The 24,365-nt window shown below is 72.8% G+C and carries 21 protein-coding genes; 11 read left to right on the top strand and 10 right to left on the bottom strand.

Annotated features, from left to right (window positions below; translation table 11 throughout):
* Positions 1–19: 19 nt before the first annotated feature.
* From dnaG to ACZ6TD_RS31825, 4 genes are all read right to left on the bottom strand, one after another.
* Positions 20–2,023 carry a DNA primase gene (gene dnaG, locus ACZ6TD_RS31840; protein WP_471343646.1) on the bottom strand — a complete coding sequence of 668 codons (2,004 nt, stop codon included), beginning with the start codon at positions 2,021–2,023 and terminating at the stop codon, positions 20–22.
* A gap of 109 nt (positions 2,024–2,132) precedes the next feature.
* A complete protein-coding gene (locus ACZ6TD_RS31835; RefSeq protein WP_471343644.1) occupies positions 2,133–3,428 on the bottom strand; it encodes an NAD(P)/FAD-dependent oxidoreductase in 1,296 nt (431 codons plus the stop codon).
* A gap of 230 nt (positions 3,429–3,658) precedes the next feature.
* Positions 3,659–5,071, bottom strand: coding sequence for a deoxyguanosinetriphosphate triphosphohydrolase (locus tag ACZ6TD_RS31830; protein ID WP_471343641.1), 1,413 nt, complete (start codon positions 5,069–5,071; stop codon positions 3,659–3,661).
* Positions 5,068–5,991, bottom strand: coding sequence for a sirohydrochlorin chelatase (locus ACZ6TD_RS31825; protein WP_471343639.1), 924 nt, complete (start codon positions 5,989–5,991; stop codon positions 5,068–5,070). The genes ACZ6TD_RS31830 and ACZ6TD_RS31825 overlap by 4 nt, the downstream gene beginning before the upstream one ends.
* Before the next feature lie 160 nt (positions 5,992–6,151).
* On the opposite strand from ACZ6TD_RS31825, the gene ACZ6TD_RS31820 reads away from it, so the two are divergent.
* Positions 6,152–8,434, top strand: a complete 2,283-nt coding sequence (locus ACZ6TD_RS31820) for a molybdopterin oxidoreductase family protein (RefSeq protein ID WP_471343638.1) — start codon at positions 6,152–6,154, stop codon at positions 8,432–8,434.
* Between the two features lie 10 nt (positions 8,435–8,444).
* Here ACZ6TD_RS31820 and ACZ6TD_RS31815 read toward each other — a convergent pair whose 3' ends face one another.
* The gene (locus ACZ6TD_RS31815) at positions 8,445–9,434 is read right to left on the bottom strand and encodes an adenosine deaminase (RefSeq protein ID WP_471343637.1); all 990 of its coding nucleotides are present in this window, start codon (positions 9,432–9,434) and stop codon (positions 8,445–8,447) included.
* A gap of 167 nt (positions 9,435–9,601) precedes the next feature.
* On the opposite strand from ACZ6TD_RS31815, the gene ACZ6TD_RS31810 reads away from it, so the two are divergent.
* Positions 9,602–10,264: a Uma2 family endonuclease gene (locus ACZ6TD_RS31810; protein WP_471343636.1), complete on the top strand. Its 663-nt coding sequence runs from the start codon at positions 9,602–9,604 to the stop codon at positions 10,262–10,264.
* A 76-nt stretch (positions 10,265–10,340) separates the two neighbouring features.
* On the top strand, positions 10,341–11,033 hold the full coding sequence (locus ACZ6TD_RS31805; RefSeq protein ID WP_471343635.1) for a SanA/YdcF family protein: 693 nt from the start codon (positions 10,341–10,343) through the stop codon (positions 11,031–11,033).
* 63 nt (positions 11,034–11,096) lie between these two features.
* On the opposite strand, the gene cutA is transcribed toward ACZ6TD_RS31805, so the two are convergent.
* The gene (gene cutA, locus ACZ6TD_RS31800) at positions 11,097–11,441 is read right to left on the bottom strand and encodes a divalent-cation tolerance protein CutA (protein ID WP_471343633.1); all 345 of its coding nucleotides are present in this window, start codon (positions 11,439–11,441) and stop codon (positions 11,097–11,099) included.
* 116 nt (positions 11,442–11,557) lie between these two features.
* Between cutA and ACZ6TD_RS31795 the strand changes: the two genes are divergently transcribed.
* Entirely contained in the window at positions 11,558–11,917 is a 360-nt protein-coding gene (locus ACZ6TD_RS31795) for a cupin domain-containing protein (RefSeq protein WP_471343631.1), read from the top strand.
* A 430-nt stretch (positions 11,918–12,347) separates the two neighbouring features.
* On the opposite strand, the gene ACZ6TD_RS31790 is transcribed toward ACZ6TD_RS31795, so the two are convergent.
* From ACZ6TD_RS31790 to ACZ6TD_RS31775, 4 genes are all read right to left on the bottom strand, one after another.
* Complete coding sequence (locus ACZ6TD_RS31790) at positions 12,348–13,073, bottom strand: TIGR04222 domain-containing membrane protein (RefSeq protein WP_471343630.1); 726 nt, start codon at positions 13,071–13,073, stop codon at positions 12,348–12,350.
* Positions 13,074–13,213: 140 nt separating this feature from the next.
* Positions 13,214–15,898 carry a fibronectin type III domain-containing protein gene (locus ACZ6TD_RS31785; RefSeq protein ID WP_471343629.1) on the bottom strand — a complete coding sequence of 895 codons (2,685 nt, stop codon included), beginning with the start codon at positions 15,896–15,898 and terminating at the stop codon, positions 13,214–13,216.
* Positions 15,899–16,119: 221 nt separating this feature from the next.
* A complete protein-coding gene (locus ACZ6TD_RS31780; protein ID WP_471343628.1) occupies positions 16,120–16,791 on the bottom strand; it encodes a maltokinase N-terminal cap-like domain-containing protein in 672 nt (223 codons plus the stop codon).
* A gap of 131 nt (positions 16,792–16,922) precedes the next feature.
* Complete coding sequence (locus ACZ6TD_RS31775) at positions 16,923–17,549, bottom strand: hypothetical protein (protein ID WP_471343627.1); 627 nt, start codon at positions 17,547–17,549, stop codon at positions 16,923–16,925.
* A 186-nt stretch (positions 17,550–17,735) separates the two neighbouring features.
* On the opposite strand from ACZ6TD_RS31775, the gene ACZ6TD_RS31770 reads away from it, so the two are divergent.
* The 7 genes from ACZ6TD_RS31770 to ACZ6TD_RS31740 all read left to right on the top strand — a co-directional run bounded on the left by ACZ6TD_RS31770 (position 17,736) and on the right by ACZ6TD_RS31740 (position 24,330).
* Positions 17,736–18,413, top strand: a complete 678-nt coding sequence (locus tag ACZ6TD_RS31770; protein ID WP_471343624.1) for a response regulator transcription factor — start codon at positions 17,736–17,738, stop codon at positions 18,411–18,413.
* Positions 18,414–18,417: 4 nt separating this feature from the next.
* Positions 18,418–19,842, top strand: coding sequence for a sensor histidine kinase (locus ACZ6TD_RS31765; protein ID WP_471343622.1), 1,425 nt, complete (start codon positions 18,418–18,420; stop codon positions 19,840–19,842).
* Positions 19,843–20,048: 206 nt separating this feature from the next.
* Entirely contained in the window at positions 20,049–21,479 is a 1,431-nt protein-coding gene (locus ACZ6TD_RS31760) for an ATP-binding protein (protein ID WP_471358210.1), read from the top strand.
* Positions 21,479–21,928, top strand: a complete 450-nt coding sequence (locus ACZ6TD_RS31755) for a roadblock/LC7 domain-containing protein (protein ID WP_471343621.1) — start codon at positions 21,479–21,481, stop codon at positions 21,926–21,928. The genes ACZ6TD_RS31760 and ACZ6TD_RS31755 overlap by 1 nt, the downstream gene beginning before the upstream one ends.
* Positions 21,925–22,290 carry a DUF742 domain-containing protein gene (locus ACZ6TD_RS31750; protein ID WP_470006046.1) on the top strand — a complete coding sequence of 122 codons (366 nt, stop codon included), beginning with the start codon at positions 21,925–21,927 and terminating at the stop codon, positions 22,288–22,290. The genes ACZ6TD_RS31755 and ACZ6TD_RS31750 overlap by 4 nt, the downstream gene beginning before the upstream one ends.
* Entirely contained in the window at positions 22,274–23,017 is a 744-nt protein-coding gene (locus ACZ6TD_RS31745; RefSeq protein WP_236057778.1) for a GTP-binding protein, read from the top strand. The genes ACZ6TD_RS31750 and ACZ6TD_RS31745 overlap by 17 nt, the downstream gene beginning before the upstream one ends.
* Positions 23,014–24,330: a cytochrome P450 gene (locus ACZ6TD_RS31740; protein ID WP_471343618.1), complete on the top strand. Its 1,317-nt coding sequence runs from the start codon at positions 23,014–23,016 to the stop codon at positions 24,328–24,330. Before ACZ6TD_RS31745 ends, ACZ6TD_RS31740 begins: the two co-directional genes overlap by 4 nt.
* Positions 24,331–24,365 lie beyond the last annotated feature (35 nt).

Below are 24,365 nucleotides of genomic sequence, written 5' to 3'. Positions count from 1 at the left end.
CCCTGAGCGCCCGCTCGTCCTACAGCGCCGCCGCGCCCCGGTCCCGGAGGGACTGGCCGTACTGCTGCAGCACCCACAGCTCGTTCTGCACGGCGGCGAGGTGGGCCGGGTCCGCGTGCTGCCCCAGGCGCTGGAGGGCGCCGCGCACCTCGGCCACGCGGTGGTTCACCGCGGCCAGCCGGACGGCCACCAACTGCACTCCCGCGTACGCCTCGTCCGGGTCGCGGCGGGTGTGCGGCGGCTCGACCGCGAGCTCGGTGACCATCGCCCGGACCGTGTCGTCGGGCGCCGCCTCCCGCACCCGGGCGAGATAGTCGTCGTCCGCGGCGGCCGCGCCGCCCGCGTCCTCGATGGCGCGGCGCACCGCCGCGTACGGCGGGGCGGTGAACTCGTCGATGCCGTAGGCGTCGAAGGCCGGGGAGACCAGATGGGGGTGTTGCAGCGCCAGCTTGAGCAGCTCGCGCTCGACGCGATGGGCGGGGCTGCGCAGATTCAGGGCCGGACCCCGCGGGACCGGCGGCGCACCCGCGGCGCCAGGACCCCCGTGCGGGCCTCCGGGCCCGCCAGGACCGCCAGGGCCGCCGCCGCGCTGGTCACCCCGGCCTCCGTACCGGGCCCCGCCCGGACCGCCGCCGCCCCGCTGATCGCCGCGGCCGCCGTGCTCGGGGCCGCCCGGGCCGCCGTTCTGCCTGCTGCGGGCCAGCCCGCGCACCCGGCGGATGATCGACTGCTCCTCCGCCTGGGTGGCGATGCCGACCATCCCGATCAGCCGGATCGCATAGCGGTCCCGCAGCCCGGGGTTCTTGATCGCCGCGACGACCGGCACCGCCTCGTCGACCGCGGCGATACGACCCTCCTCGGTGTCCAGGTTGTAGCGGGAGACGATCGATTTCAGCGCGAACGCGAACAGCGGCGTGCGGCTCTCGACCAGGTCCGCCACGGCCTCGTCGCCACGGGCCAGACGGAGTTCGCACGGGTCCATCCCGTCGGGCGTGATCGCGATGGAGGTCTCGGCGGCGAACCGCTGGTCGTCCTCGAAGGCGCGCAGGGCCGCCTTCTGCCCGGCCGCGTCGCCGTCGAAGGTGAAGACGACCTCCGCGCCCGAGTTGTCCATCAGCAGCCGTCGGAGGATCTTGATGTGGTCGCCGCCGAAGGAGGTGCCGCAGGTGGCGATGGCGGTGGTGACCCCGGCGAGATGGCAGGCCATGACGTCCGTATAGCCCTCGACCACCACCGCGCGGCTGGACTTGGCGATGTCCTTCTTCGCGAGGTCGATGCCGTAGAGGACCTGGGACTTCTTGTAGAGCGGGGTCTCGGGGGTGTTGAGGTACTTCGGGCCGTTGTCGTCCTCGCGCAGCTTCCGGGCGCCGAAGCCGACGACCTCACCGGCGATGTCCCGGATCGGCCACATCAGCCGGCCCCGGAAGCGGTCGATGGGACCGCGGCGGCCCTCCTGGGCGAGCCCGGAGACGATCAGCTCCTTGTCGGTGAAGCCGCGGCCGCGCAGGTAGCGGACGAGGTGGTCCCAGCCGGCCGGGCTGTAGCCGACGCCGAAGTGCTGCGCCGCGGCCTGGTCGAAGCCGCGCTGGGCGAGGAAGGTGCGGCCGATCTCCGCCTCGGGGCGCTCCAGCTGCTCCACGTAGAACTGCGCGGCCGCCTTGTGGGCCTCGACCAGCCGGGTGCGCTCGCCCTGCTGGCGGCCGGGGGTGTAGCCCCCCTCCTCGTAGCGCAGGGTGATCCCGGACTGGGAGGCCAGCCGCTCGATGGTCTCGGCGAAGGAGAGGTGGTCGATCTTCATGATGAAGTCGACCGTGTCGCCGCCCTCCTGGCAGCCGAAGCAGTAGTAGAGCCCCTTGCTGGGGCTGACCTGGAAGGACGGGGTCTTCTCGTCGTGGAAGGGGCACAGGCCCTTGAGATTGCCACCCCCCGCGTTCCGCAGCTGGAGGTATTCGGATACGACGGCGTCGATCGGGACCGCTGCCCGTACCGCCTTCACGTCGTCATCGTTGATCCTGCCTGCCACGCCCGAATTCTACGGCCGGGGTCCGACACGGCCGTCCGCCGCCTGCCGGACCCCGGTGTTCCCGGGGACCTGACGGCCTACGGGCCCACGGGCTTACGGGCCCACGGGCCTACGGGAGGAGCGAGGTGAGCGGGACGGCCGGGTCGGCCAGGGCCGCCGGGTCGAGCTGCCGGCCGCCGCGGATGAGCCGTTGGATCGATTCGGTGACGTCCCAGACGTTCACGTTCATGCCCGCGAGCAGGCGTCCGTCGTTCAGCCAGAAGGCGATGAACTGCCGCTTGCCGACGTCGCCGCGCACCAGCACCTGGTCGTAACTGCCGGGCGGGGCGTAGCCGGAGTACTCCAGGCCGACGTCGTACTGGTCGGAGAAGAAGTACGGCACCCGGTCGTACGCGACGTCCTGGCCGAGCATGGCGCGGGCCGCCGCCGGGCCGCCGTTCAGGGCGTTGGCCCAGTGCTCGACGCGCAGCCGGGCGCTCGGCGGGAGCGCGGCCCGTACGGGGGTGCCCTCGAGGAACGCGAGCGGGGCGGAGGCCACGTCGCCCGCCGCGAAGATGTCCGGGTCGCTGGTGCGCAGCGAGGCGTCGACCGCGATGCCGCCGCCCGCCGCGCGGTCCACCACCTCGAGGCCGGCGGCCTCGGCGAGGGCGGTGCGCGGGGCGGCGCCGATGGCGGCCAGCACGCTGTGGGCGGGGTGCTCCTCGCCGTCGTCGGTGAGGGCCGCCAGCACCATGCCGTCCTGGCCGGTGATCTCGGTAAGGCGGGCGCCGAAGTGGAAGCGGACGCCGTGCTCGCCGTGGAGGTCGGCGAAGAGGGCGCCCAGCTCGGGGCCGAGGACGGGGTGCAGCGGGGTGGGCTCGGGCTCGACGATGGTCACCTCGGCGCCGTAGCCACGGGCGGCGGCCGCGACCTCGAGACCGATCCAGCCCGCGCCCGCGATGACCAGCTGGCCGTTGTCCCGGCCGAGGGTGGTGAGGACGCCCTTGAGCCGCTCGGCGTGGGCGAGCCGGCGCAGATGGTGGACCCCGGCCAGATCGGTGCCGGGGATGTCGAGGCGGCGCGGCTCGGCGCCGGTGGCCAGCAGCAGCCGGTCGTAGTGGACCCGGGTGCCGTCGCCCAGGGTCACGGCCTTGGCGGCGCGGTCCAGGTGAACGGCGGGCAGGCCGAGGTGGAGCTCGATATCGGCCTGGGCGTACCAGGCGGGCTCGTGGACGAAGACGCTGTCGCGCTCCTGGCTGCCGGTGAGGAAGCCCTTGGAGAGCGGGGGCCGTTCATAGGGGTGGTCGCGCTCGTCACCGATGAGGATCACCCGCCCGGTGAAACCCTCCGATCGAAGGGTTTCCGCGGCTTTCGCCCCGGCCAGGCCCCCTCCGACGATGACGAATGTCTGGTGTGCGTCCACCACTTGTGTCCTCCTCGCTGCCGAGCGGTGCCGAGCAGATCCTCTATGAGTGCCTTACCCCGGTCGTGTCAGGTCGTGCGCTCCGAAAGCCGTCCTAAAAGCCGTGCCGAGAAAGATGTACCGAGAAAGCTGTGTCGAAAGCCGTGTCACAGGGGAGCCTCCCGCACCGCGCGTGCGTCCGGAAGGGCCGGTAGGCCGTATGTGTGCGCGGAAGCCGTATCCGGCGGGCGGCTTCAACCGGTGAGCCTGGCGTGGAGCCCCCGGGCCGAGGTGTCGGTCAGGGAGGCGATCTGGTCGACGATCGCCCGCAGCCGGCCCCGGTCGTCCCCGGCCGCGTCGAAGAGCGCGCGGAACTGGGGGTCCAGGCCGTCGGGGGCGCGGGCGATCAGGGCCTCGCCCAGCTCGGCGATGACCACGCGCTGATCGGCGCGGACCAGCTCCTGGTCGGCGCGCTGGATCACATACCGGTCGGCGACCGCCTTGAGGACCGCGCACTCCAGGCGGGTGGCGCGGGGGACGACCAGCTCGGCGTGGTAGCGGGTGAAGCGGCCCGTGCCGTACGCCGCGCGGGTGGCGCCCTCGGCGGCCAGGCAGAAGCGGCCGATGAGCTGACTGGTGGCGTCCTTGAGGCGGGCCTGGGCGACGGACGAGCCGTCGTAGCCGTGCGGCCACCACTCCTGGTCCAGCAGCCGGTCCAGCGCCTCGGCGAGCTCGTCGGGCTCGGCCCCCGGGGCGTAGCGGTCGGCGGCGACGGCGAAGACCTCCCGGCGCTCGGGCTCGGCGAGCAGGCTCGCGGGGTTCAGATGGCCCGCGTGCAGCCCGTCCTCGACGTCGTGGACGGAGTAGGCGACATCGTCGGACCAGTCCATGACCTGGGTCTCGAAGGTCGTACGGCCCTCGGGGGCGCCCTGCCGGTACCACTCGAAGATCGGGACGTCGTCCTCGTACACCCCGAACTTCGGGGAGCGAGGGCTGTGCGGATGGCCGCCGCGCGGCCAGGGGTACTTGGTGGCGGCGTCCAGCGCGGCACGGGTGAGGTTGAGCCCGACGCTCACCGGCTCGCCGGTGACCCGGTCGGGCACGAACCGCTTCGGCTCCAGCCGGGCCAGCAGCCGCAGCGACTGCGCGTTTCCCTCGAAGCCGCCGCAGGGCTCGGCGATCTCGTTGAGCACCCGCTCGCCGTTGTGCCCGAACGGCGGATGGCCGAGGTCGTGGGCGAGACAGGCCATCTCCACCAGATCCGGGTCACAGCCGAGGGCGGCCCCCAGCTCACGGCCCACCTGGGCGCACTCCAGGGAGTGGGTCAGCCGGGTGCGGGGCGTGGCGTCGAAGGCCGGGGCACGCCCGGCCGGTCCGGGGTCGGCGGCCGGCGCGGCGGGCACCACCTGGGTCTTCCCGGCCAGTCTGCGCAGCGCGGCGGAGTGCAGCACCCGCGCCCGGTCCCGCTGGAAGGCGGTACGGCCCGGCCGCTTGTCCGGCTCGGGCGCCCAGCGCTCGAGGTCCGCCGCGGCATAGCCGGGGACGCGGCGGGCTTCGGCCTCGGGGGCACTGGCCTCGGGGGCACTGGCCTCGGGGGCACCGGCCGACGGGACACCGGCCGAGGCGGCCGGATCCGGCTCGGGTTCAGGTGGTGCGCTGGGGCTCATACACCGACGGTAGCCGCCGGGTGTGACAAGGGCGCAGAGGCCAGCGCCTGTTCGTAACGGCGCAGTACGAGACGCGCCACCGCCGGATGGGCACCGAGCGGGGCGGCCGCGAGGCCGGGGGCGGCGTGCGCGCACTGGGTGGCGAAGCGGCCGGGCGCGGTGAAGTAGGAGGCGACCGCGATCCGCTCGTGGCCGAGCGCGGCCAGGGCGCGGACGGCCTCGGGCACGGTCGGGCCGGAGCCGGAGGCGTGGCCGGGCAGCACGGGCACCCCGCCGAGCCGGGCGCTGAGCAGGGCGGCGGTACGGGCCGTGTCGACGGCCGCGTCCGGGTCGCGGGAGCCTGCCGCGGCGAGGACGACGCCGCCCGTCCTGTGCGGAGCCGCGGCGCGTCCGCCCGCCTCCGCCCGGCGGCCCGCCTCCGCCAGCCGGGCGTGCAGCGCCTCGGCGAGCAGCGGGTCCGGGCCGAGCGGGGCGGCGATCCGGGCGGTGAGGTGGGACGCGGCGGCGATGGCGTCCGGGATGTCCTGTTTGATGTGGTAGCCGCGGCTCAGCAGCAGCGGGACGAGCACGGCCTCGCCGCGCAGCGCGGCCAGTGTGTCGGCCAGCAGCGGCCGGTTGAGCTCGATATGGCCGAGGCGTACGGGCAGCCCGGGGCGGAGCGCGCGGACGCGGTCCAGGAGGGCGTTCACGGTGCGCAGCGCCTCGGGATCCCGGCTGCCGTGGGCGACGGCGACGAGCGTCGGCGGGCGGTCCCGGCCGCCCCGGCGGACGCCGTGGTGGCCCAGCCCTTCGAGCTGGGTGGTGAGCTGTGCGGTGAACCGGGTCATGATCCGCTGGGCGCTGTCGAAGTCCGCGGTGCCATCGGGGTCATGGGGACCAGGTGGACCGGGAGGACCAAGGGGAGCAGGGGGCAGCGTCATGACGAGAGCCTGGCAGCGGCAGATTGCACCGCCGTTGCGTGGCCGTCACAGGTGATTGCGTCGACTTCACCGGCCGCCCGGCGCCGTGCTGAGGTCCGCTTCCCGCGGGCGTAATGCGGGGTGACGCGGGCTGTAACACGGCCGTAGCACGCTCCTTCGCATGGCGCACGTTCCGGTTCCCGGGGAGCACTCCCCCGCCTCCACCGACCCCGTCGATACGCACTGCCCTTACTGTTCGCTGCAGTGCGGTATGACGCTGCGCCCGGTGCCGCCGGACGGCGGACCGGGTGACGGGCCGGGCGGTCGTCCGGTCGGTGTCGAGGTGGTCGAGCGCACCGCGTTCCCCGTCAACCGTGGCGCGCTGTGCGGTAAGGGCCGCACCGCGCCCGCCGTGCTCTCCTCCCGGGTGCGTCTGACCGAGCCGCTGGTCCGCCGCCCTGACACCGGCCGGCTCGAACCGGCCACCTGGGAGGAGGCCCTCGACCGGATCGCCGAGGGCCTGGAGTCCACCGGCCGGGCGTACGGCCGTGACGCGGTGGGCGTCTTCGGCGGCGGCGGGCTGACGAACGAGAAGGCGTACACGCTGGGCAAGTTCGCCCGGGTGGTGCTCGGCACCTCACAGATCGACTACAACGGCCGGTTCTGCATGTCCTCGGCCGCCGCCGCCCATCAGCGGGCCTTCGGGCTGGATCGCGGGCTGCCGTTCCCGCTGGCGGACGTGGCCCGCACCGGATGCGTCGTCCTCGTCGGCTCGAACCTGGCCGAGACCATGCCGCCCGCGCTGCGCTATCTGACCGAGCTGAAGGAGGCGGGCGGCCGGCTGATCGTGGTCGATCCCCGGCGGACCCGTACGGCCGAGCAGGCGGATCTGCATCTGGCACCGCGCCCCGGCACCGATCTCGCGCTCGCGCTGGGGCTGCTGCACCTGGTGGTCGCGGAGGGCCGGGTGGACGAGGAGTTCGTCGAACAGCGCACCAGCGGCTGGCCCGAGGCGCGGGCCGCCGCGATGGCCCACTGGCCGGAGCTGGTGGAGCGGATCACGGGCGTCCCGGTTCCTGACCTCCGTAAGGCCGTCACGATGTTCTGCGACGCCGAGAGCTCGATGGTACTGACGGCCCGGGGGCCCGAGCAGCAGTCCAAGGGCACCGACACCGTGGGCGCGTGGATCAACCTGTGCCTGGCCACCGGCCGCGCGGGCCGCCCGCTGTCCGGCTACGGCTGTCTGACCGGCCAGGGCAACGGCCAGGGCGGCCGCGAGCACGGCCAGAAGGCCGATCAGCTACCCGGCTACCGCAAGCTGGACGACCCGGCCGCGCGCGCCCATGTGGCGGCCGTATGGGGCGTCGAGCCCGACGACCTCCCCGGGCCGGGGCGCAGCGCGTACGAACTCCTGGACGCGCTCGGACGGGACGTCCGGGCGCTGCTGCTGATGGGCTCCAACCCGCTGGTCTCCGCCCCGCGCGCGGCCCATGTGGAGTCCCGGCTGCGGTCGCTGGACTTCCTGGCGGTCGCGGACGTCGTGCTCTCGGAGACCGCCGCGCTCGCCGATGTGGTGCTGCCGGTCGCCCAGTGGGCCGAGGAGACCGGGACCATGACCAACCTGGAGGGCCGGGTCCTCCTCCGCCGCGCGGCCCTCACCCCGCCGCCGGGCGTCCGGACGGACCTGTGGGTGCTGAGCGGGCTCGCGGCCCGGCTGGGCTGGGAGAAGGGGTTCCCGGCGGACGCGGAGGAGGTCTTCGAGGAGCTGCGACGGGCCTCGGCCGGGGGCGCGGCGGACTACTCGGGCATCACGTACCGGAGGATCGCGGAGGAGGACGGGGTGTTCTGGCCCTGCCCGGAGAGCGTGGAGGGGACGGAGGCGGCCGACTCGGACAGCGCGGAGGGGGCCGGCTCGGACGGTGCGGAGCGGACCGACTCGGACGGTACCGACCCGGACGGTGCGGAGCGGACCGACTCCGGGAGCCCGAGGCCCCGCCCACACCCCGGCACGCCCCGCCTCTTCCTCGACCGCTTCGCCACGGACGACGGCCGGGCCCGCTTCGCCCCGGTCAGCCATCGCCCGGCGGCCGAGGAGCCGGACGCGGAGTACCCGGTACTGCTGACGACGGGCCGGGTGCTGGCCCAGTACCAGTCCGGCGCCCAGACCCGGCGCGTCGGCGAGCTCAACGAGGCGGCGCCCGGCCCCTACGTCCAGCTCCATCCGCTGCTCGCCGAGCGGCTGGGGGCCGACGAGGGCGCGTCGATCGCGGTGGTCTCCCGGCGCGGCCGCGCCGTGGCCCCGGCCCGTATCAGCCGGGACATCCGGCCGGACACGGTGTTCATGCCCTTCCACTGGGCGGGGCCGGGGCGGGCCAACACGGTGACGAACCCGGCGCTGGATCCGGTGTCGCGGATGCCGGAGTTCAAGGTGTGCGCGGTGCGGCTGGAGCTGGCCGAGGGCTGACCGCTTCCGGTCAGCGCCGGCTCCAGCCCTCGACCTCCTTCAGGTACGCCGCCCGCGTCTCCTCGTCCAGGAAGGCGGCCTGGAAGGAGTTGCGGGCCAGGGTGCGCAGGGTGGCCTCGTCGAGGCCGAGCGCGTCCCGTACGGCGGTGTAGTTGTCACCCGCGTAGCCGCCGAAGTAGGCGGGGTCGTCGGAGTTGACCGTCACCAGCAGACCGGCGTCCAGCATCGCGGGCAGCGGGTGGTCCTCGAGGCGGTCCACGACGCGCAGCCGGACGTTCGACAGGGGGCAGACGGTCAGCGGGGTGCGGTCCGCGACCAGCCGGGCCACCAGCGCCTCGTCCTCCAGGCTCCGCACCCCGTGGTCGACGCGGTCCACGCCGAGGACGTCCAGCGCCTCCCACACATACGCGGGCGGCCCCTCCTCCCCCGCGTGCGCCACGCACTTCAGCCCGGCCTGCCGCGCCAGCGCGTACACCTCGCGGAACTTCGACGGCGGGTTCCCGACCTCCGCCGAGTCCAGGCCGACGGCGGCGATCCGGTCCAGGTGGGGGCGGGCCGCCTCGAACGTCGCCAGGGCCGACTCGGCGCTCTCGTCGCGCAGGAAGCACATGATCAGGCGCGTGGTGATGCCGTACGCGCGCGGCGCGGCGTCCAGCGCGCGGCCGATCCCGCGGATGACCGTGTCGATCTCCACGCCGCGCGCGGTGTGCGCCTGCGGGTCGAAGAAGATCTCCGCATGCCGTACACCCTGCTCACGGGCGCGGGCCAGATACGCGTTGGTGAGGTCGGCGAAGTCGTCCTCGGTGCGCAGCACGGTCATCAGCGCGTAGTAGAGGTCCAGGAAGTCCTGGAGGTCGCCGAAGGAGTACGCGGCCCGCAGCTCCTCCTGGGTGGCGAACGGCAGCTCGACCCCATTGCGCTCGGCGAGCGCGAAGGCCAGATCGGGCTCCAGGGTGCCCTCGATATGGAGATGGAGCTCTGCGGTGGGAATCGGGGGCATGACGGGGATCACCTGCTGGTTTTCGGTGGTGCGGAAGGACTGGTCAAGGCTATGCGGGAGCGGATGCATCACCCTTGTGGGGGTAATGCGAACGGAAGACGGATACCGCCGGGGGGCCATCGCTACGGTGAGCGAGACAGTACGCTCCGTAGCAGATGGAGGACACGGTGACCGCGATATTGGAGCGGCCGATGACCACGGAGAACGCACCGGCAGCCGAGGAGCCCCGAAGGGAGCGGCGGAAGGCGCCCCGAACGGAGTTCGAGGAACTGCTCCGCACCACCGAAGAACTGGATACACCGGACGGCTACAAGGCCGAGCTCATCAGGGGGAAGATCGTCGTGTCGCCGTGGTCGGGGCTGCCATACCTGTGGCCCATGCGGGAACTCCGGCTGCGGCTGGAGCCCCATGCGCCCAAGGGGCACATCGCCGAGACCTCGCCGTTCCTCTTCACCTTCCCCTCCGCCGAGCGGGCATTCGGTCCGGACCTGTTCATCGCGGATGGCGAGGCTTTCCGGGGTGTCGGGGGACGGCATGCCGACAGCGAGGCGCTGTCCCTCGTCGCCGAGTTCACGTCCGTCTCCACCCGGGACGTCGACTGGCAGGAGAAGCTCGACGTCTACGGTCGCCATGTGCCGGTCTACCTCGTGGTCGACATGCAGGCCGACGAGATCACGGCCTTCTGGGCCCCGTCGGACCGCGGATACCACGCACGCATGACTGTCCCGTTCGGCGAGCCGCTGCCCATCCCCGCGCCGTTCGACTTCGAACTCGACACGAACTTCTTTCTGGAGGCCGAGAAGCCCGAAGAAGAGGAAACCACCGAGTAATTCCGAGGCAACCGCCACCCCCCTCCCTGGCGTCCCACAGCGCGACCGGATTCGGTGAGGCGGACAGGGGGAGCGCATGCTGGGGTGGGTGCGGGGGCGGTTGCCGAGGACGCGGCGGGGGTGGCGGCGGCTGGTGCAGGGGGGCGTCCTCGTCTGCGTACTGACCCTGCTCCCCGCGACCTGGCTGCGGCTGAGCACGGACGGCCGGATCCGTACGGTCGCCGATGTGCCCTCGGCGCCGGTCGGGGTGGTCTTCGGGGCGGGGCTGTGGAACGGGGAGCCGTCGCCGTACCTGGCGCACCGGCTGGACACCGCCGTACGGCTCTACAACGAGGGCAGGGTCCGTGCGCTGCTGGTCACGGGGGACAACAGCCGCCATGACTACGACGAGCCGGACGCGATGCGCGCGTATCTCGTCGAGCGCGGCGTCCCGGACCGGCGGATCGTGAGCGACTTCGCGGGGTTCGACACCTGGGACTCGTGCAGCCGGGCCCGGCGGGTCTTCGGGGTGCACAAGGCGGTGCTGGTGAGCCAGGGGTTCCATGTCCGCCGGGCGCTGGCGCTGTGCGGGGCGGCGGGGATCGACGCGTACGGGGTCGCGGTCGACGAGCCGCATGATGTGACCTGGTACTTCGGTGGCACGCGGGAGGTCGTGGCGGCGGGCAAGGCCGCCCTGGACGCGGCGTTCGAGCCCGATCCGCACTTCCTGGGGCCACGGGAGCGGGGGATCGAGGAGGCGCTGGCGGAGCGGGGCTCGGGCTCGCGTTGAGCCGTTGCCCCGGATCTCCCTGAGCCCTCGCCCCGGCCCTCGATCGCCGTCGGCCGACCGCCGTCAGCCGATCGTCGTCTCCGACACCACCCACGCCAGGTAGTCCTCGCTGCCGTTCACGATCGGCGTCGCGATGACCTCGGGCGTCTCGTAGTCGTGCGCCTCGCGGATGTGCGCCTCCAGTTCGTCGTAGCGCGCGGCGGTGGTCTTGAACAGCACCTGCCACTCGGCCGCCGTCTCGACCTCCCCCTCCCACCGGTACACGGATGTCACGGGCTGGCTGATCTGCGCACAGGCCGCCAGCCGGGCCTCGATCGCCCCGCGGGCCAGCGCCTCGGCCTTCTCGGGGGTGTCGGTGGTGGTCAGTACGGTCAGGTAGTCGGCCACTGCTGCGGTACCTCTCTCCATGGGGCGGTTGCACAGGGCGGTTGCACGGCGCGGCTGCGAACTGGCGCCCACCACGCTAGCCGGTGAGGATTGAGGGAACCCGCCGACGATCAGACCGGACCGATCGAGGGGCACTCATGGATGACCTCACCACGCTCGCGCGCCACCATCTGGACCAGGCCAAGGCCGATCCGCACGGGCGCAGCGCACATCTGTTCCTGCATGACGGTCCGCTGCGGCAGAGCGTGATCGCCATGGTCTCCGGCTGTGAGCTCGATGAGCACAACGCTCCCCCGGCGGCCAGCCTCCAGGTGCTGCACGGGCATGTACGGCTGACCGGCGGCGGTGACCGGATGGATCTCATCGCGGGCCAGGTGCAGGAGTTGCCGCACGAACGGCACGGGTTGCGGGCGCTGGAGGACTCGGTGGTTCTGCTGACGGCCGTGACCGCCACGCATGGCTGTCCCAGCCCTTACGAGGACACGGCCGCGGCCTGACGACGTGACGACGGGCCCAGTCGCTGCCGAAGGCCGGGACGGCGGCTATGGGGTGTCCTGCGGACCACGCGGCGGAGCCGCATCTCGGTGCTTTCCCCTCCCCGCCCCTTCCCGATACCAGGGGCTCCGCCCCTGGACCCCGGAGCCCGGGGCTGATCCCCGCCACGCGGCGGAGCCGCATATCGACGCCGCGGGAAGGGGCGAAGCCCCGGTCCCGGGATCAGGGACAGAGCCCCGGCCCGGGGTCTGGGGCCCCCGCCCGAGGTCAAGGGCGAAGCCCCCGCCCCGGGCCAGGGGCTGGAGCCCCCGCCCGCGGTCTGGGGCCGACGCCCCGCCCGGGGCCAGGGGCAGAGCCCCACGCGGCGGCGCCACATATCGACGCTGCTGGGAAGGAGCGGGGAGGGGAAACAGCCCGCGGCGGGCCCTCCCCCTAGTCGCTGCCGCCGCCACCGCCCCCGCCGCCACCGCAGGAGTGGTGGCCGCCTCCGTAGTCGCCGCCGTGGCTCCCGCCGTAGTCGCTCCCGTGACCGCCATGGCCTCCGTGGTCGCCGCCATGGCTCCCGCCACGGTCGTCGCCCCACCCGTGCGCGGTGTAGAAGGACGCCTCGTCGAGGTAGTCGGGGTCGTAGGCGATGAGGAGGTTCCGGTCCCAGTAGGCCGGATCGCCGGTCGGGATGGGTATCGCGTCGCTGACGGCCCTGCGCCGCGCCGGGTCCGGGACGACGACGGGGCCGTAGAAGACGTACGAGGGGAGCGCCCCGTCCCGCACGGCCGCTTCCACGCGGCGCCTGCCCGTGCGGGTGGGGCGGCCCCGGAGCCGGGTGAGCAGTCCGCCGTCGGCGAGCCGGCGCCGGATCTCCGCCAGCTCGGGTCCGCCGAGCAGCGCGGGGACCACACGGTCCACCGGCTTCGAGCGCGGGCACAGCGCGATGAGCGCGCGCTCGACCGGATGCTCGGCCCCCGAGTGCTCGGCCCCCGGATGCTCGGCCCCCTCCCCCGCCGTGGCGCGGATCCTGGAGCGCCGGAGGGTGATCACATCCCGCTCCTGGAGCGCTATCAGGAGGGTCTGGATCACCCACGGCCGCCCGCCCACCAGATAGGCGATGTCATAGAGGTCCAGCGCCGGTGGCTCCGCCGTGGCGGGGCGTCTGGTCATGGCACACATCGGAATGCCCCCGTCCATCCGTGTCCGTCCGTGTCCATCCGAACTGCTCAAGTACCGTCAGTTTTGTCTTTCTGAACGGTGATGAACCCTGACGAGTGCCGTTTCAGAGCATGATTTGAGCTTTCACCCCCTTACCCGTTCGACGTCGTGACGGACACATCCGTCGCCGGACCGGTGCCGGTGGCGGTCAGGGCCGCGATCGAGAAGGTGTACGCGGTGGCCGGGCGCAGCTTGCCGATCACCCGCAGCATCCCCTTGGCCCGGGGCTGCGAGACCAGGACGTCCCGGCCGGTCACGGCGGCGGTGCGGCCGTCGGAGACGGTGATCCGGTAACCGATGACCGGGGTGTCGCCGGTGGTCTTGGGCGGGGTCCAGGAGAGCGTCGCCGCCGTGGCCTCGGCGTTGGCCTTCACAGCGGTGGGAGCGCCGGGCAGGGCGCCGGAACCGCCCGCGCTGGGCGTGACGGGCGCGGCGGGCAGCGACCTCTCACTCTGCCCCACCCCGTTGCGGGCCGTGACCGTCACCGTGTACGGCGTGCCGTTGGTGAGCCCGTCGACCACCGCGTACGCGATCCGCTTGAAGCGTGCCGCCGGGACGGTGGTGGAGACGGTGTGGCCGCCATCGGAGGACGTCGCGGTGACGGTGTACGAGGTGACCGGGGAACCGCCCTCGACGTACGACGGGTTCCAGGTGACGTACACCGAGCCGTCCGCCGCGAAGTCGCCCACCCGGGTGGGGGCTTCGGGCACCGAGTCGGTGGCGAACGTACGGCCGAGCAGCCCCCGGTAGCGGGGCTCCGGACCGGCCGCGGCCACGATGTCGGCCGGTGCCTTCGCGGGGTCGGCCAGAATGTGGTTGCCGCTGGTCACCACGCCCTTGTCGGTCCCGTCGGGATCGCCCTGCTCCCAGTGGTTGCCCGCGATCCGGGTCGGGTCGTTGTTGCCGAGGTCGTCGCGGTAGTCGACGTGCTTCGCCGCCACGTTGGCCTGGGCGCCGTAGAGGACATTGCCCTCGACCGTCACATACGTACAGCCGTTGTCGGTGTAGACCGACCTGCCCAGGCCCCACTGGTCGTGGATGACATTGCCGGTGACCTTCTCCCCGTCGGCGAGTGAGCTGCCGGTGAGCCCCTGGGTGTAGATGCCGCCGCCGTCGTCGAGCGCCTGCAGGTAGTCGAAGATGAGGTTGTCGGCCACCTTGTTGTCGCGGGAGACATTGGCGGTGGCCGGTTTGCCGATCTTGTCGGGCCAGCCGCCCCAGCCCATCGAGATCGCCGAGTAGGCGACATGGTCGATCTGGTTGTGGGCGATGGTGTTGTCGCGGGTGTAGCCGTTGAGGATGGCGACGCCGCCGTGGTACTCGCGGGGCAGTGCGTAGAGGTGGTTGTTCGTCACCGACACCGCACGGGTGAGGTCGGCGTCGCTGCCCGGCTCCGGCGCGTCGACCCCGCCGATCTCCATGCCGTTGCCGGAGATGTCGGTGAAGACATTGCCGCGCACGGTCGCGTTGCGCGTACCGGTGCCGAGTTCGAGCCCGGCCGCGCCGAGGTGGGTGAACGCGTCGTCGGAGAACTCGATGTCACGGCCGTGGCTGATGGCCACGTTGCCGGGCATCTTGGTCCAGGACGCGTACGGGCAGGTGCCGCCCGGGGTGTACTGGCACAGCCCCTGCGTCTTCCAGCCCTCCGCGCCCGTCACCGTATAGCCCGCCTGCACCTCGGAGAAGCCCTCGGGCGAGGAGGGGGTGAGCCAGGTGGCGTACGAGAACTCGATACCGCGCAGGGCGATGTCGTGCAGCGGGGCGCGCCCGGTGCCCCGCCCGTCCACCAGCTTCTCCAGGACCGGCGCCTCCACGTCGGCGGTGCGCGGGTTCTCGCCGGAGCGCGGGCGGTAGTAGACGGTGCGGGTGTGCCGGTCGAGGTACCACTCCCCGGGCTGGTCCAGGACCTCGAAGGCGTTCTCGACATAGCCGGGCAGTGCGCCGCCTGTGAGCTTGGCGGGGCCGACCATGTTGATGCTGCGGCCGGGGATGTCGGGGAACTCCACGCGCTTGGTGGAGTTGTCCCAGCACGGCTGGGCCATGGTGACGGTGGTGCCGGTCATCGAGCCGATGGGGCAGCGCGGTTCGGTCCACGGGCCGAGTCCGTACTGCTGGATGTTCCACAGCGCCTCACCGCTGGGGTAGACGAACTCGATGTCCGACGGATTGCGCCAGCGGGCGAGGGCGTCGGCGGACGCGGTGTAGCCGGTGCCGGTAGCGGTGAGCGTCACTGGGATCGGCCCACGCGCCCGCTGGGCGCGGACGCCGTTCACATAGAGCTGCCGGGTGTTGTCCAGCCCGGCGGGCGCGGGCGCCGACCACAGTCCGGCGCTGCCCTTGACCGGCCGCCAGCCCCGGACCGCCCGCCCACCGCTGAACACCGTGCCCCTGCTGCCCTGCCAGGTGACGCGGTGTCCGTCGCCCCCGGAGTCACGGGCGTCGAGGACGAGCGGACGGGCGAGGCGGTACGTGCCCGGGGCGAGGTGCACCGTAAGGTCGGCGTTCTGCCGCGGGACGCGCTTCCGTACGAGGTCGCGGGCGCGCTCGGGGGTGCGGACGGGGGCGGTGCGGGTGCCGGGGGCGTGGTCGTCGCCGTTGGGCGCGACATAGACATCGGCGGCGGGGCGGGGGCCGCGCGCGACGGCGTCGGCGGTGCCGCCGAAGGCGGCGCCGAGGGTGGCGAGGGTGGCTAAGACGGCCGCGACGGCGGCGGCTCTCGGGGCCGCCTTACGGTCCTTGCGGACGGTCCGGATACGAGAGCGTACGTACTCCGACATGTCCCTCCCTGCGGAACCCTGCTGGAACTCGTGGAGTGGAGTGATCCCGGGAAAGGTAGGATCTATGAGGGGGCACGTCAATACAGCTGGCCTCGAATCGCCTTGCTTTGCCTTTCTGGCGCCAATTCATTGGACCTATTGGCTCGGTGAGGGCCTTACGGCCGCGGTGGGAGCACCGGCCGCCGTTCCGGCGCTTTCCGGTGCTCCCACCTCACGGGGCGTCAGGACGCCGTGTCGCTGTCGTACAGCACGACGTACCGACCGCGGGCCTCGCCGCCCTCCGGCAGCCGCCAGCCCGCGCTGACATGGCCCCGGGCCCCGGTGGACTCCGCACCGGACTCCGGACGCAGAACGCGCGTCACCTGGAGGGCGGGGCCGCCGTCGCCCAGCAGCAGACGGGTGCCGTCCGGACCGTTCGCGACGGCCGGAGCCCCCGCGGCCCCGGCCGGCACGTCGAGCCCGGCTCCGGTCACCTCGGCGGTGACGGAGGGGTCGGGGGTGTGGGATTGGCTCTGCGCCTGCGGTTCGGCGCGGCCCTGGAGGAGCGCGATCAACTGGGCCACGAGCACCGGGTCATGCGGCCCGTCGTAGACCCACCGCCGCCCCAGCACCCCGTGCTCGGTCGTGCCGATGAGGACCTGCTCGGCTCCGTCGAGCGGGGCCGCGCGGTAGGTCATCGGTACGTGGTACCAGGCGGGGCGGTCACCGGCGTCGTCCTGGACCACCATGAACTCGATCCCCACCTCGCCCTCCGGGTCGTCGAGCCGGAAGCCCCCGACCTTGGACAGCTCCGGCGGGCGCTGCGCGGCGGCGTACCACGGCTGCTGGGGCAGCCACGGGGTGAGGAGCTCCAACTTGGTCGGACTCAACGTTGTCTTGTGGATGATCGACATGCCGTGTGAACGCCTTCGCTCGTCATACGTTTCCTGGGCGCCGGTACTGTCTCACGGCGCGCGGAAAGGCCCGGCGCACCGTGCGCGCCGGGCCTTTTGACGGCCGGCCCCCCACGTGGCCGACCGGTGGATCAGGAGTGGGTCGCGCGGGTCGCCTCGACCGCCGTGGTCTTCGCGTCCGAAGACTGCTTGGCGACCCGGTGCCCGTCCTTGGACACGACGATCACGCAGATCTTGCCCGGCTTGCCCGGCTTACCGGGCTTGGTGGGCATGGGCTTCCCGGGCTTGGCGGGCGTGGTGGGCTTGCCCGGCTTCGTGGGGAGGGCGGGGCCGGACCCCGGCTTCCCGGAGCCACGCTTGATCACCACGACCTTGCAGGTCTTCCCGGGGTGGGTCGGGAAGGCGGGGATGACGACGCAGGTGTCGTCGTGCCCGCGGGAGCGGTCCTTCGACACCGCGATGGCCTTCTTACCGGCGACCTTGCCCGCCTCGGTCAGCTTGACCGGCTTGGCACGCTCAACCATCTTGCCCGGCTTGGTCGGCTTGGTCGGCGTAGCACTGTCGTCGTCGGCCCGGATCACACAGAGAGCCGGACCGTGGGACGTCTTCCCCTTGGAGGCGGAGGCCGACGCCGAGGCGGACGGGGAGGACGAGGCCGAGGCGGGGGCCGTGGCCCCCAGCGCCAGGGCGCCGGCCGCCACGGCGAGCACGACACCGCGCCGCTTCGCGGCCGTGGCACGGGGCAGGGAACGAGACATGGGCACAGCTCTCCTTCGTTCGGGGAGTGGAACTGGCTGCCGAAGGACCCTTGATCCGTCGGCGCACTCACCGTGGCGCACCGATGCTGAGTCCTCGCTGAATCACCTGAGGCCCCGCTGAAGCCGGTGCCGGGCGGAGTTGCCGGTTTCAGCGGGGCCTCAGCTTGCCCGTGCCATCCTGACCGCGTGCGCATACTGGTGGTGGAAGATGACGCCCGGCTCCGCGAGCTGCTCACCGAGGGCCTGGAGCAGGAGGGTTTCACCATCGAGACGGCGGCGGACGGGCTGAGCGGCCTGGCGCTCGCCCGGTCCGGCGCGTACGCGGCGATCGTGCTGGATGTGATGCTCCCCGGGTGCTCCGGCTATCAGGTGTGCTCGCGGCTGCGCGAAGAGGGCGACTGGACGCCGATCCTGATGCTCACCGCCAAGGACGGCGAGTACGACGAGGCCGATGGGCTCGACGTGGGCGCGGACGACTATCTGACCAAGCCGTTCTCCTTCGTCGTCCTGATCGCCCGGGTGCGCGCCCTGGTGCGGCGCGGCGGGCTGGACCGGCCCGAGGTGCTGGAGCTGGGCGATCTGCGGCTGGAGCCCGCGGCGCTGGCCTGCGCGCGCGGGACGGACGAGGTCACGCTCACGGCCAAGGAGTTCGCCGTGCTGGAGTACCTCGCCCGGCGCGCCGGGCAGGTGGTCTCCAAGTCCGAGATCGTGCAGAGCGTGTGGGACGCCGCGTACGACGGCGGGGCCAATCTGGTCGAGGTCTACATCCGCAGTCTGCGCCGGAAGATCGATGTGCCGTACGGACGGCGCTCGATCCGCACGATACGGGGCGCGGGCTATCTGCTGGCCCGCGACGGAGGGTGAAACGGTGGGGCACACAGCGGGCGCGGAACGCATCGCGGACGCGGAGGCGGAACACCGGGCGCACGGGCAGCGGGAGCCGGAGGGCACGCGGACCCACCGCCCGCGCCTGACCTCCGGGTTGAGCGTGCGCGCCAAGGCCGTGCTGGCGGCCGCCGGGACCGTGGCCTTCGCGATCGCGCTGTGCATGCTGGCCCTGGTGCTCGCCCTCCAGCACAACCTCCGTGCCAGCGCCGACCTGGACGCCAGGAAGGCCGCCGTGGCGATCAAGGGCCAGCTGGGGAAGACCCGGGCCATGACGCAGCGGGCGTTGGTCGTCGCCCCCGGCCAGGTGACGATCAAGGACGCCTCCGGCCGGACGGTCACCCCCATGACCCCGACGGAGGCCGGCTCACAGGGGTCGACCGGGCTCTCGCCGCTCCCCGCCGAATCCGCCGAGCCCGTCGAGGCCGGGCAGCCGTACAGCGTGACGGTGAGCCCCTCGACCACCTCCCTCGACAGCGCCACCGGGCTGCTGCTGCGTCAGGCCGCCCCCGCGGCCGCCGGTCTGGTGCTGTTCGTGGCGGGGCTCACCTGGCTGCTGGTGGGCCGCGCTCTGCGCCCGGTCGCCGCGATGCGGCAGGAGTTCACCGAGATCACCGAGCGCGATCTGCACCGCCGGGTGCCGGTGCCCCGGGCGCGGGACGAGATCCACCGGCTGGCCCGGACCATGAACGCCACGCTGGACCGGCTGCACCGGGCCATGACCCGGCAGCGGCAGTTCGTGGCCGACGCCTCGCACGAGCTGCGCAGCCCCATCGCGGCCGTACGCGCCCAGCTCGAGCTGGTCCTGGCCCGCCCGTCGCGCACCGACTGGCCGGCCGCCGTGCACAAGGCGCTGCGGGACACCGACCGGCTCCAGGCCGTCGCCTCCGATCTGCTGCTGCTGGCCCGGCTCGACGCGCAGGAGGCGCCGCCCAAGGCCGCGGTGGATCTCGGCGCACTGGCGGCCGAGGAGGTACGGCGCCACCCGGGCGCGCTCACGCTGGACCAGCCCACGATGGCCGGGGACCACCTCACGAAATCCGGGAACCACGGCCGGGCCGCCGTCGTGACCGGCAGCCGGTTGCAACTGTCCCGGCTGCTCACCAACCTCACCGACAACGCCCGCCGCCACACCCGTACCACCGTCTCGATCACCGTGGCGGTCCACGGCGGGCAGGTCGAACTGGCCGTGGACGACGACGGCCCAGGCATCCCCGCGAGCGACCGCGAGCGCGTTTTCGAGCGGTTCACCCGGCTGGATGACGCCCGGGCCCGCCAGGACGGCGGCACCGGTCTCGGCCTCGCCATCGCCAATGACATCGCTCACGCCCACGGCGGCACCCTTACGGTGCTCACCAGCCCGCGGGGCGGGGCTCGCCTGCTGTTGCGCCTGCCACGGGCGGACTAGTGTCCGACAGGTCTTGACGCCTCGCGGCGGATGACCAGGGGCTTCGCCCCTGCCACGGCGGCGGAGCCGGGTGGTCCGCCGGACACCGCGTAGCCGAACCCCGACCCCGGTGCGGACGCGGCTGCCCAGTCGTGAGAGTTTGGCAACTACCGGACCAGACTGATCAGTTGGTCAGTAGTATCTGCCCTTTCTTGGCCGTGTCCCAGATGGAGGTGTCGAAGGTGCTGTCGGGGACGGGGGCCGTCGTGCTGGCCGCGTCCGCGGTGCTGGTACTGGTGTTATCGCTGTGCCTCACCTGGGTGGTCAGACTTCGCCGCGCGCTCGCGGAGGCGCGCAGGGCGACCGAGCGAGAACGAGCCGTTTCCGAGCGGGAACGAGCCAATGCGGCACAAGAGCGGGCGCTGGCGGCCGAGCGCGGCGAGGAGGTCACCCGGCTGGCCGCCGTACAGACCGATCTGGACGAGGCGGCGCGCCGGGAGCGGATCCTGCGCGACTCCGTCCAGGCGTCGTTCGAGTCCGTGGCCCGCAATATGCACGCCATGTCGATGGTGCAGCAGCAGGTCCTCGACGGCCTGGAGCAGCATGTCGAGGACGCCGGGCTGATGGGCGAGGTCATGAAGGCGGACCACGCCGCCGCCCAGATGACCCGTAAGGCCCAGACGCTGCTGGTGATGTGCGGGATCTGGCCCGCGCGGCGGGAGACCCGGCCGGTGTCGCTCTTCGACTGTGTGCGGGGCGCGCAGTCGCGGATCGTGGAGTTCGGCCGGGTGGACGTCCACGGCGGTCAGACCCTCTACGCGGTGGCCCCCGCCGTGGAGGGCCTGATGCACGCGGTGGCCGAACTCCTGGAGAACGCCACGGTCTTCTCCCCCTCCCGCACCCAGGTCGCGGTCGCCATCCGCGAGGTCGCGGCGGGCGCGGTCATCGAGATCGACGACGCGGGGCTCGGGATGCCGCCGGACGTGCTGGAGAAGGCCGTGGGCCAGCTACGGGACGGACTCGACCTGGCCCAGCTCGGCGCGGTGCCCCGGCTGGGGCTCGCCTGTGTGGGGCGCTGGTCGCGGGAGCTGGGCTTCGGCGTCGAACTGTCCACGGCGTCGGCGTACGGCGGCACGCGGGTGGTGGTCTTCGTACCGCACCGGCTGCTGACCGAGCAGACGAGCGCCGTACGGGCGGCGGACCACAAGCCGGTGGTCGTGGAACCCGTGGTCGTCGGCACGGTGAACCAGGACGCGGGCGGCGCGGGGCTCGGCACGGCCGCCGCGGACCCCGCCGGGGGCGGCCCGCTGAACGGCGTGTCCGTGGACGACGTCCCCGGCGCGCCCGATGCCCCCGCGCCCCTCGGCACCGGGCTGCCCCGGCGCCGCAACCGCCGCCGCCCGGCCTCCGGAGCCGCCCTGGCCTCCCCGGTCCCGTCTGCCGACGCGGCCGACCTCACCACCGCTTCCGGCGCCCCGGCCCGCGCCGCGCCCACCCCGCCGGCCGCGGCGGCCCCCTGGACACCCGAGGCCGCCCGCGCCTCCATCACCAGCGTCGTCTCCGGCACCCGCCGCGGGCGCGCGGAAGCGGAGGCGGAGGCCGTACAGCCCGAAGATGAATCGAGTCCGGACCGAGAAGACCGAGAGGGAGGCCGGTAGTGGCCGGAACCATATCCAGGTTGCCCGACGTTGGATGGATGCTGCGTCCGCTGACCGGGATCCCCGGGGTGCGCCATGCCGTCGTCGTCTCGGAGGACGGTCTGCGCATGGGCCATGACTCCGCCGAGGGGCTGACCGGCGAGGTGTCCCGGCTCGGGGTGGACGAGGCCGAGTCGCTGGCCGCCGCCTGTGCCGCGCTCACGGTCACCAGCCAGTCCACGGTGTCGCTGCTGTTCGGCGACGAGGCGGGGGTGCGGCAGCTGATGATCGAGTCCGACAGCGGCTTCGTGCTGTTCACCTCGGCCGGTCAGGGCGCCTCGCTGGGGGTGGCCACCGACACGGAGGCGGATGTGGGCCTGGTGGCCCAGCAGATGCAGTTACTGGTCGCGAAGATCGGTGCCCATCTGAGCAGCCAGCCGCGGGAGCCGATGGGCCGCCCGGCGTCATGAGCTCGCCCGGCGAGGAACGCACCACGGCCGCGGTGCGCCCCTATGTGATCACACGGGGGCGTGCCGGTTCCTCGCGGGATGCTCTGCCGCTGGAAACGCTCGTCGTGGCGTCCGGGAGCGCGCTGCCGCCGCATCTCCAGCCCGAGTACCGGCGGATCGCCGACTTCTGCCAGGGGCTGCTGTCGGTGGCGGAGGTCGCCGCCCATCTCGGTCAGCCGCCGGCCGTGGTGCAGGTGCTGCTCGCGGACCTCATCGACTGGGGGCACATCGTGGCGCGTCCGCCGATCCGGGTGGTCAAGCGAAAACGTGCCGATTTGGACTTGCTGAGGAAGGTGCTCGATGGGCTTGAGAGCAAGCTCTGAGATCTCGATGGCCGGTACGGACGGCACAACCAGGACCGACCACACGGCCCACCCGGGCCACGCGGACCGCACGACCCGCACAGACCACACCAACGAGACAGGCGAGACGGACGAGACGGGCGATACGGACGACATGGATGACATGGACGACACCCCCGTCATGTACGTGGAGTCCAGCGTGGCCGGGGCGGCCAAGATCCTGGTGGTCGGCCCGATGGGCGTCGGCAAGACCACGCTGATCGGCACGGTGTCGGAGATCAAGCCGCTGTCCACCGAGGCGACGATGAGCCAGGCCGGGGCGCGGCTCGACACCAAGGTGCGGCCGTCGAAGACCACGACCACCGTCGCGCTGGACTTCGGGCGGATCACCCTGGGCGGCGAGCTGGTGCTGTACCTCTTCGGCACCCCCGGCCAGCAGCGGTTCCTCCCCGCCTGGAAGGACCTGGCGCGCGGTGCGCTGGGCGCGCTCGCGCTGGTCGACACCCGCGATCTGGAGGCGTCCTTCGACGCGATCGGGCATCTGGAGGACCTGGACGTGCCGTTCTCCGTGGCCGTCAACGCCTTCCCGGACAGCAAGCCGCACAGCGAGGACGATCTGCGCTCCGCGCTCGATCTGCTCCCGCACACCCCGCTGGTCATCTGTGACGCCCGGGAGCACAAGTCCTCGGTCCAGGCGCTGATCTCGCTCGTCTCGCATCTGATCGAGACGCTCACGGAGGCGTCATGACCGCCCGGGCCGCCTCCCGGGTGCCGCTGTACGGGACCGCGCTCGACGGTCCGCTCACCGAGCTGTACGAGCGGATGCGGCGCGACCACGGTCCGGTGGTCCCGGTGGAGATCGCTCCCCGGGTCGAGGCGTGGCTGGTCATCGGCCACCGCGAGCTGCTCCATCTCACCCGCGACGAGCAGTACTTCTCCCATGACCCGCGCCGCTGGACCCCGCTGCGCGAGGGCCGGGTGGCGGCCGACTCGCCGCTGATGCCTCTGGTGGGCTGGCGCCCGGCGCTGCTGTTCGCCGACGGAGCGGCGCACCGCCGGATGCGCTCGGCGGTGGCCGACGCGCTGGGGCGGGTCAACGGCCATGAGCTGATCCGCAGGGTGCGGGCCACCGCGGAACGGCTGGTCGCCGGGTTCGCCGACCAGCACGCGGCGGATCTGGTCGAGCAATACGCGCGCATCCTGCCGCTCCGGGTCGTCACCGAGCTACTGGGCCTCGACGAGGAGAACGGGGCCCGGCTGGTCGAGACGCTGACCACGATCGTCGCCCCGACCGTGGCCGCCACCGGCGCCAACAAGCGGATGGGCCAGATCCTGCTCCAGCTGATCGCCGGCAAGAAGCGGCGGCCGGGCGCGGATCTGACGTCCTGGCTGCTGGAGCACCCGGTCGGGCTCAGCGACGAGGAGGTGCTGCACAACCTCGTGGTGATCATCGTCGCGGGCAACAACACCACCGTGAACTGGATCGCCTCCACGCTCCAGATCCTGCTCACCGACCCCGCGTTCCGCTCCTCGCTGACCCGCGGCCACCTCACCGTGGACGACGCCCTGGACCTGGTGCTGTGGCGCCAGCCGCCCACCCAGAACTTCCCCGGCCGCTACGCCACCCGCGATCTGCGCTTCGGCGGCCAGGACATCCGCGCCGGGGACATGCTCATCCTGGGCCTCGCGGGCGCCAACGCGGACCCGGAGGTGCTGCCCGAGGACGGGCGTCCGGTGGTCGGCAACCGCTCGTACCTCGCCTTCGGGGCGGGCCCGCACGGCTGCCCGGCGCGGGATCCGGCCCGGCTGATCACCCGTACCGCCGTGGACACCTTGCGCCACCGGCTGCCCGATATGGAGATCGCGGTGCCGGAGGAGCAGCTTCCGTGGATCACCTCGCCGTGGTCCAAGGGCCTGGCCAAGCTGCCGGTGCGGTTCTCCGCGCCGCAGCTCGCCGCCGACGCCCCGGCTTCGGGCTCGGCTTCGGCTTCGGCGTCGGGCTCGGTGGCCTCGGGATCAGCGGCCCCGGCCCCCGGCTCACCGGCAACGCCCCCCGACTGACCACCGGTCCCGACCCCCGACTCCCCCGCAGGAGA

Source organism: Streptomyces yongxingensis (assembly GCF_055597465.1).
Note: the sequence above shows the minus strand (reverse complement) of the source record. Positions and strands in the feature narration are given on the sequence as shown.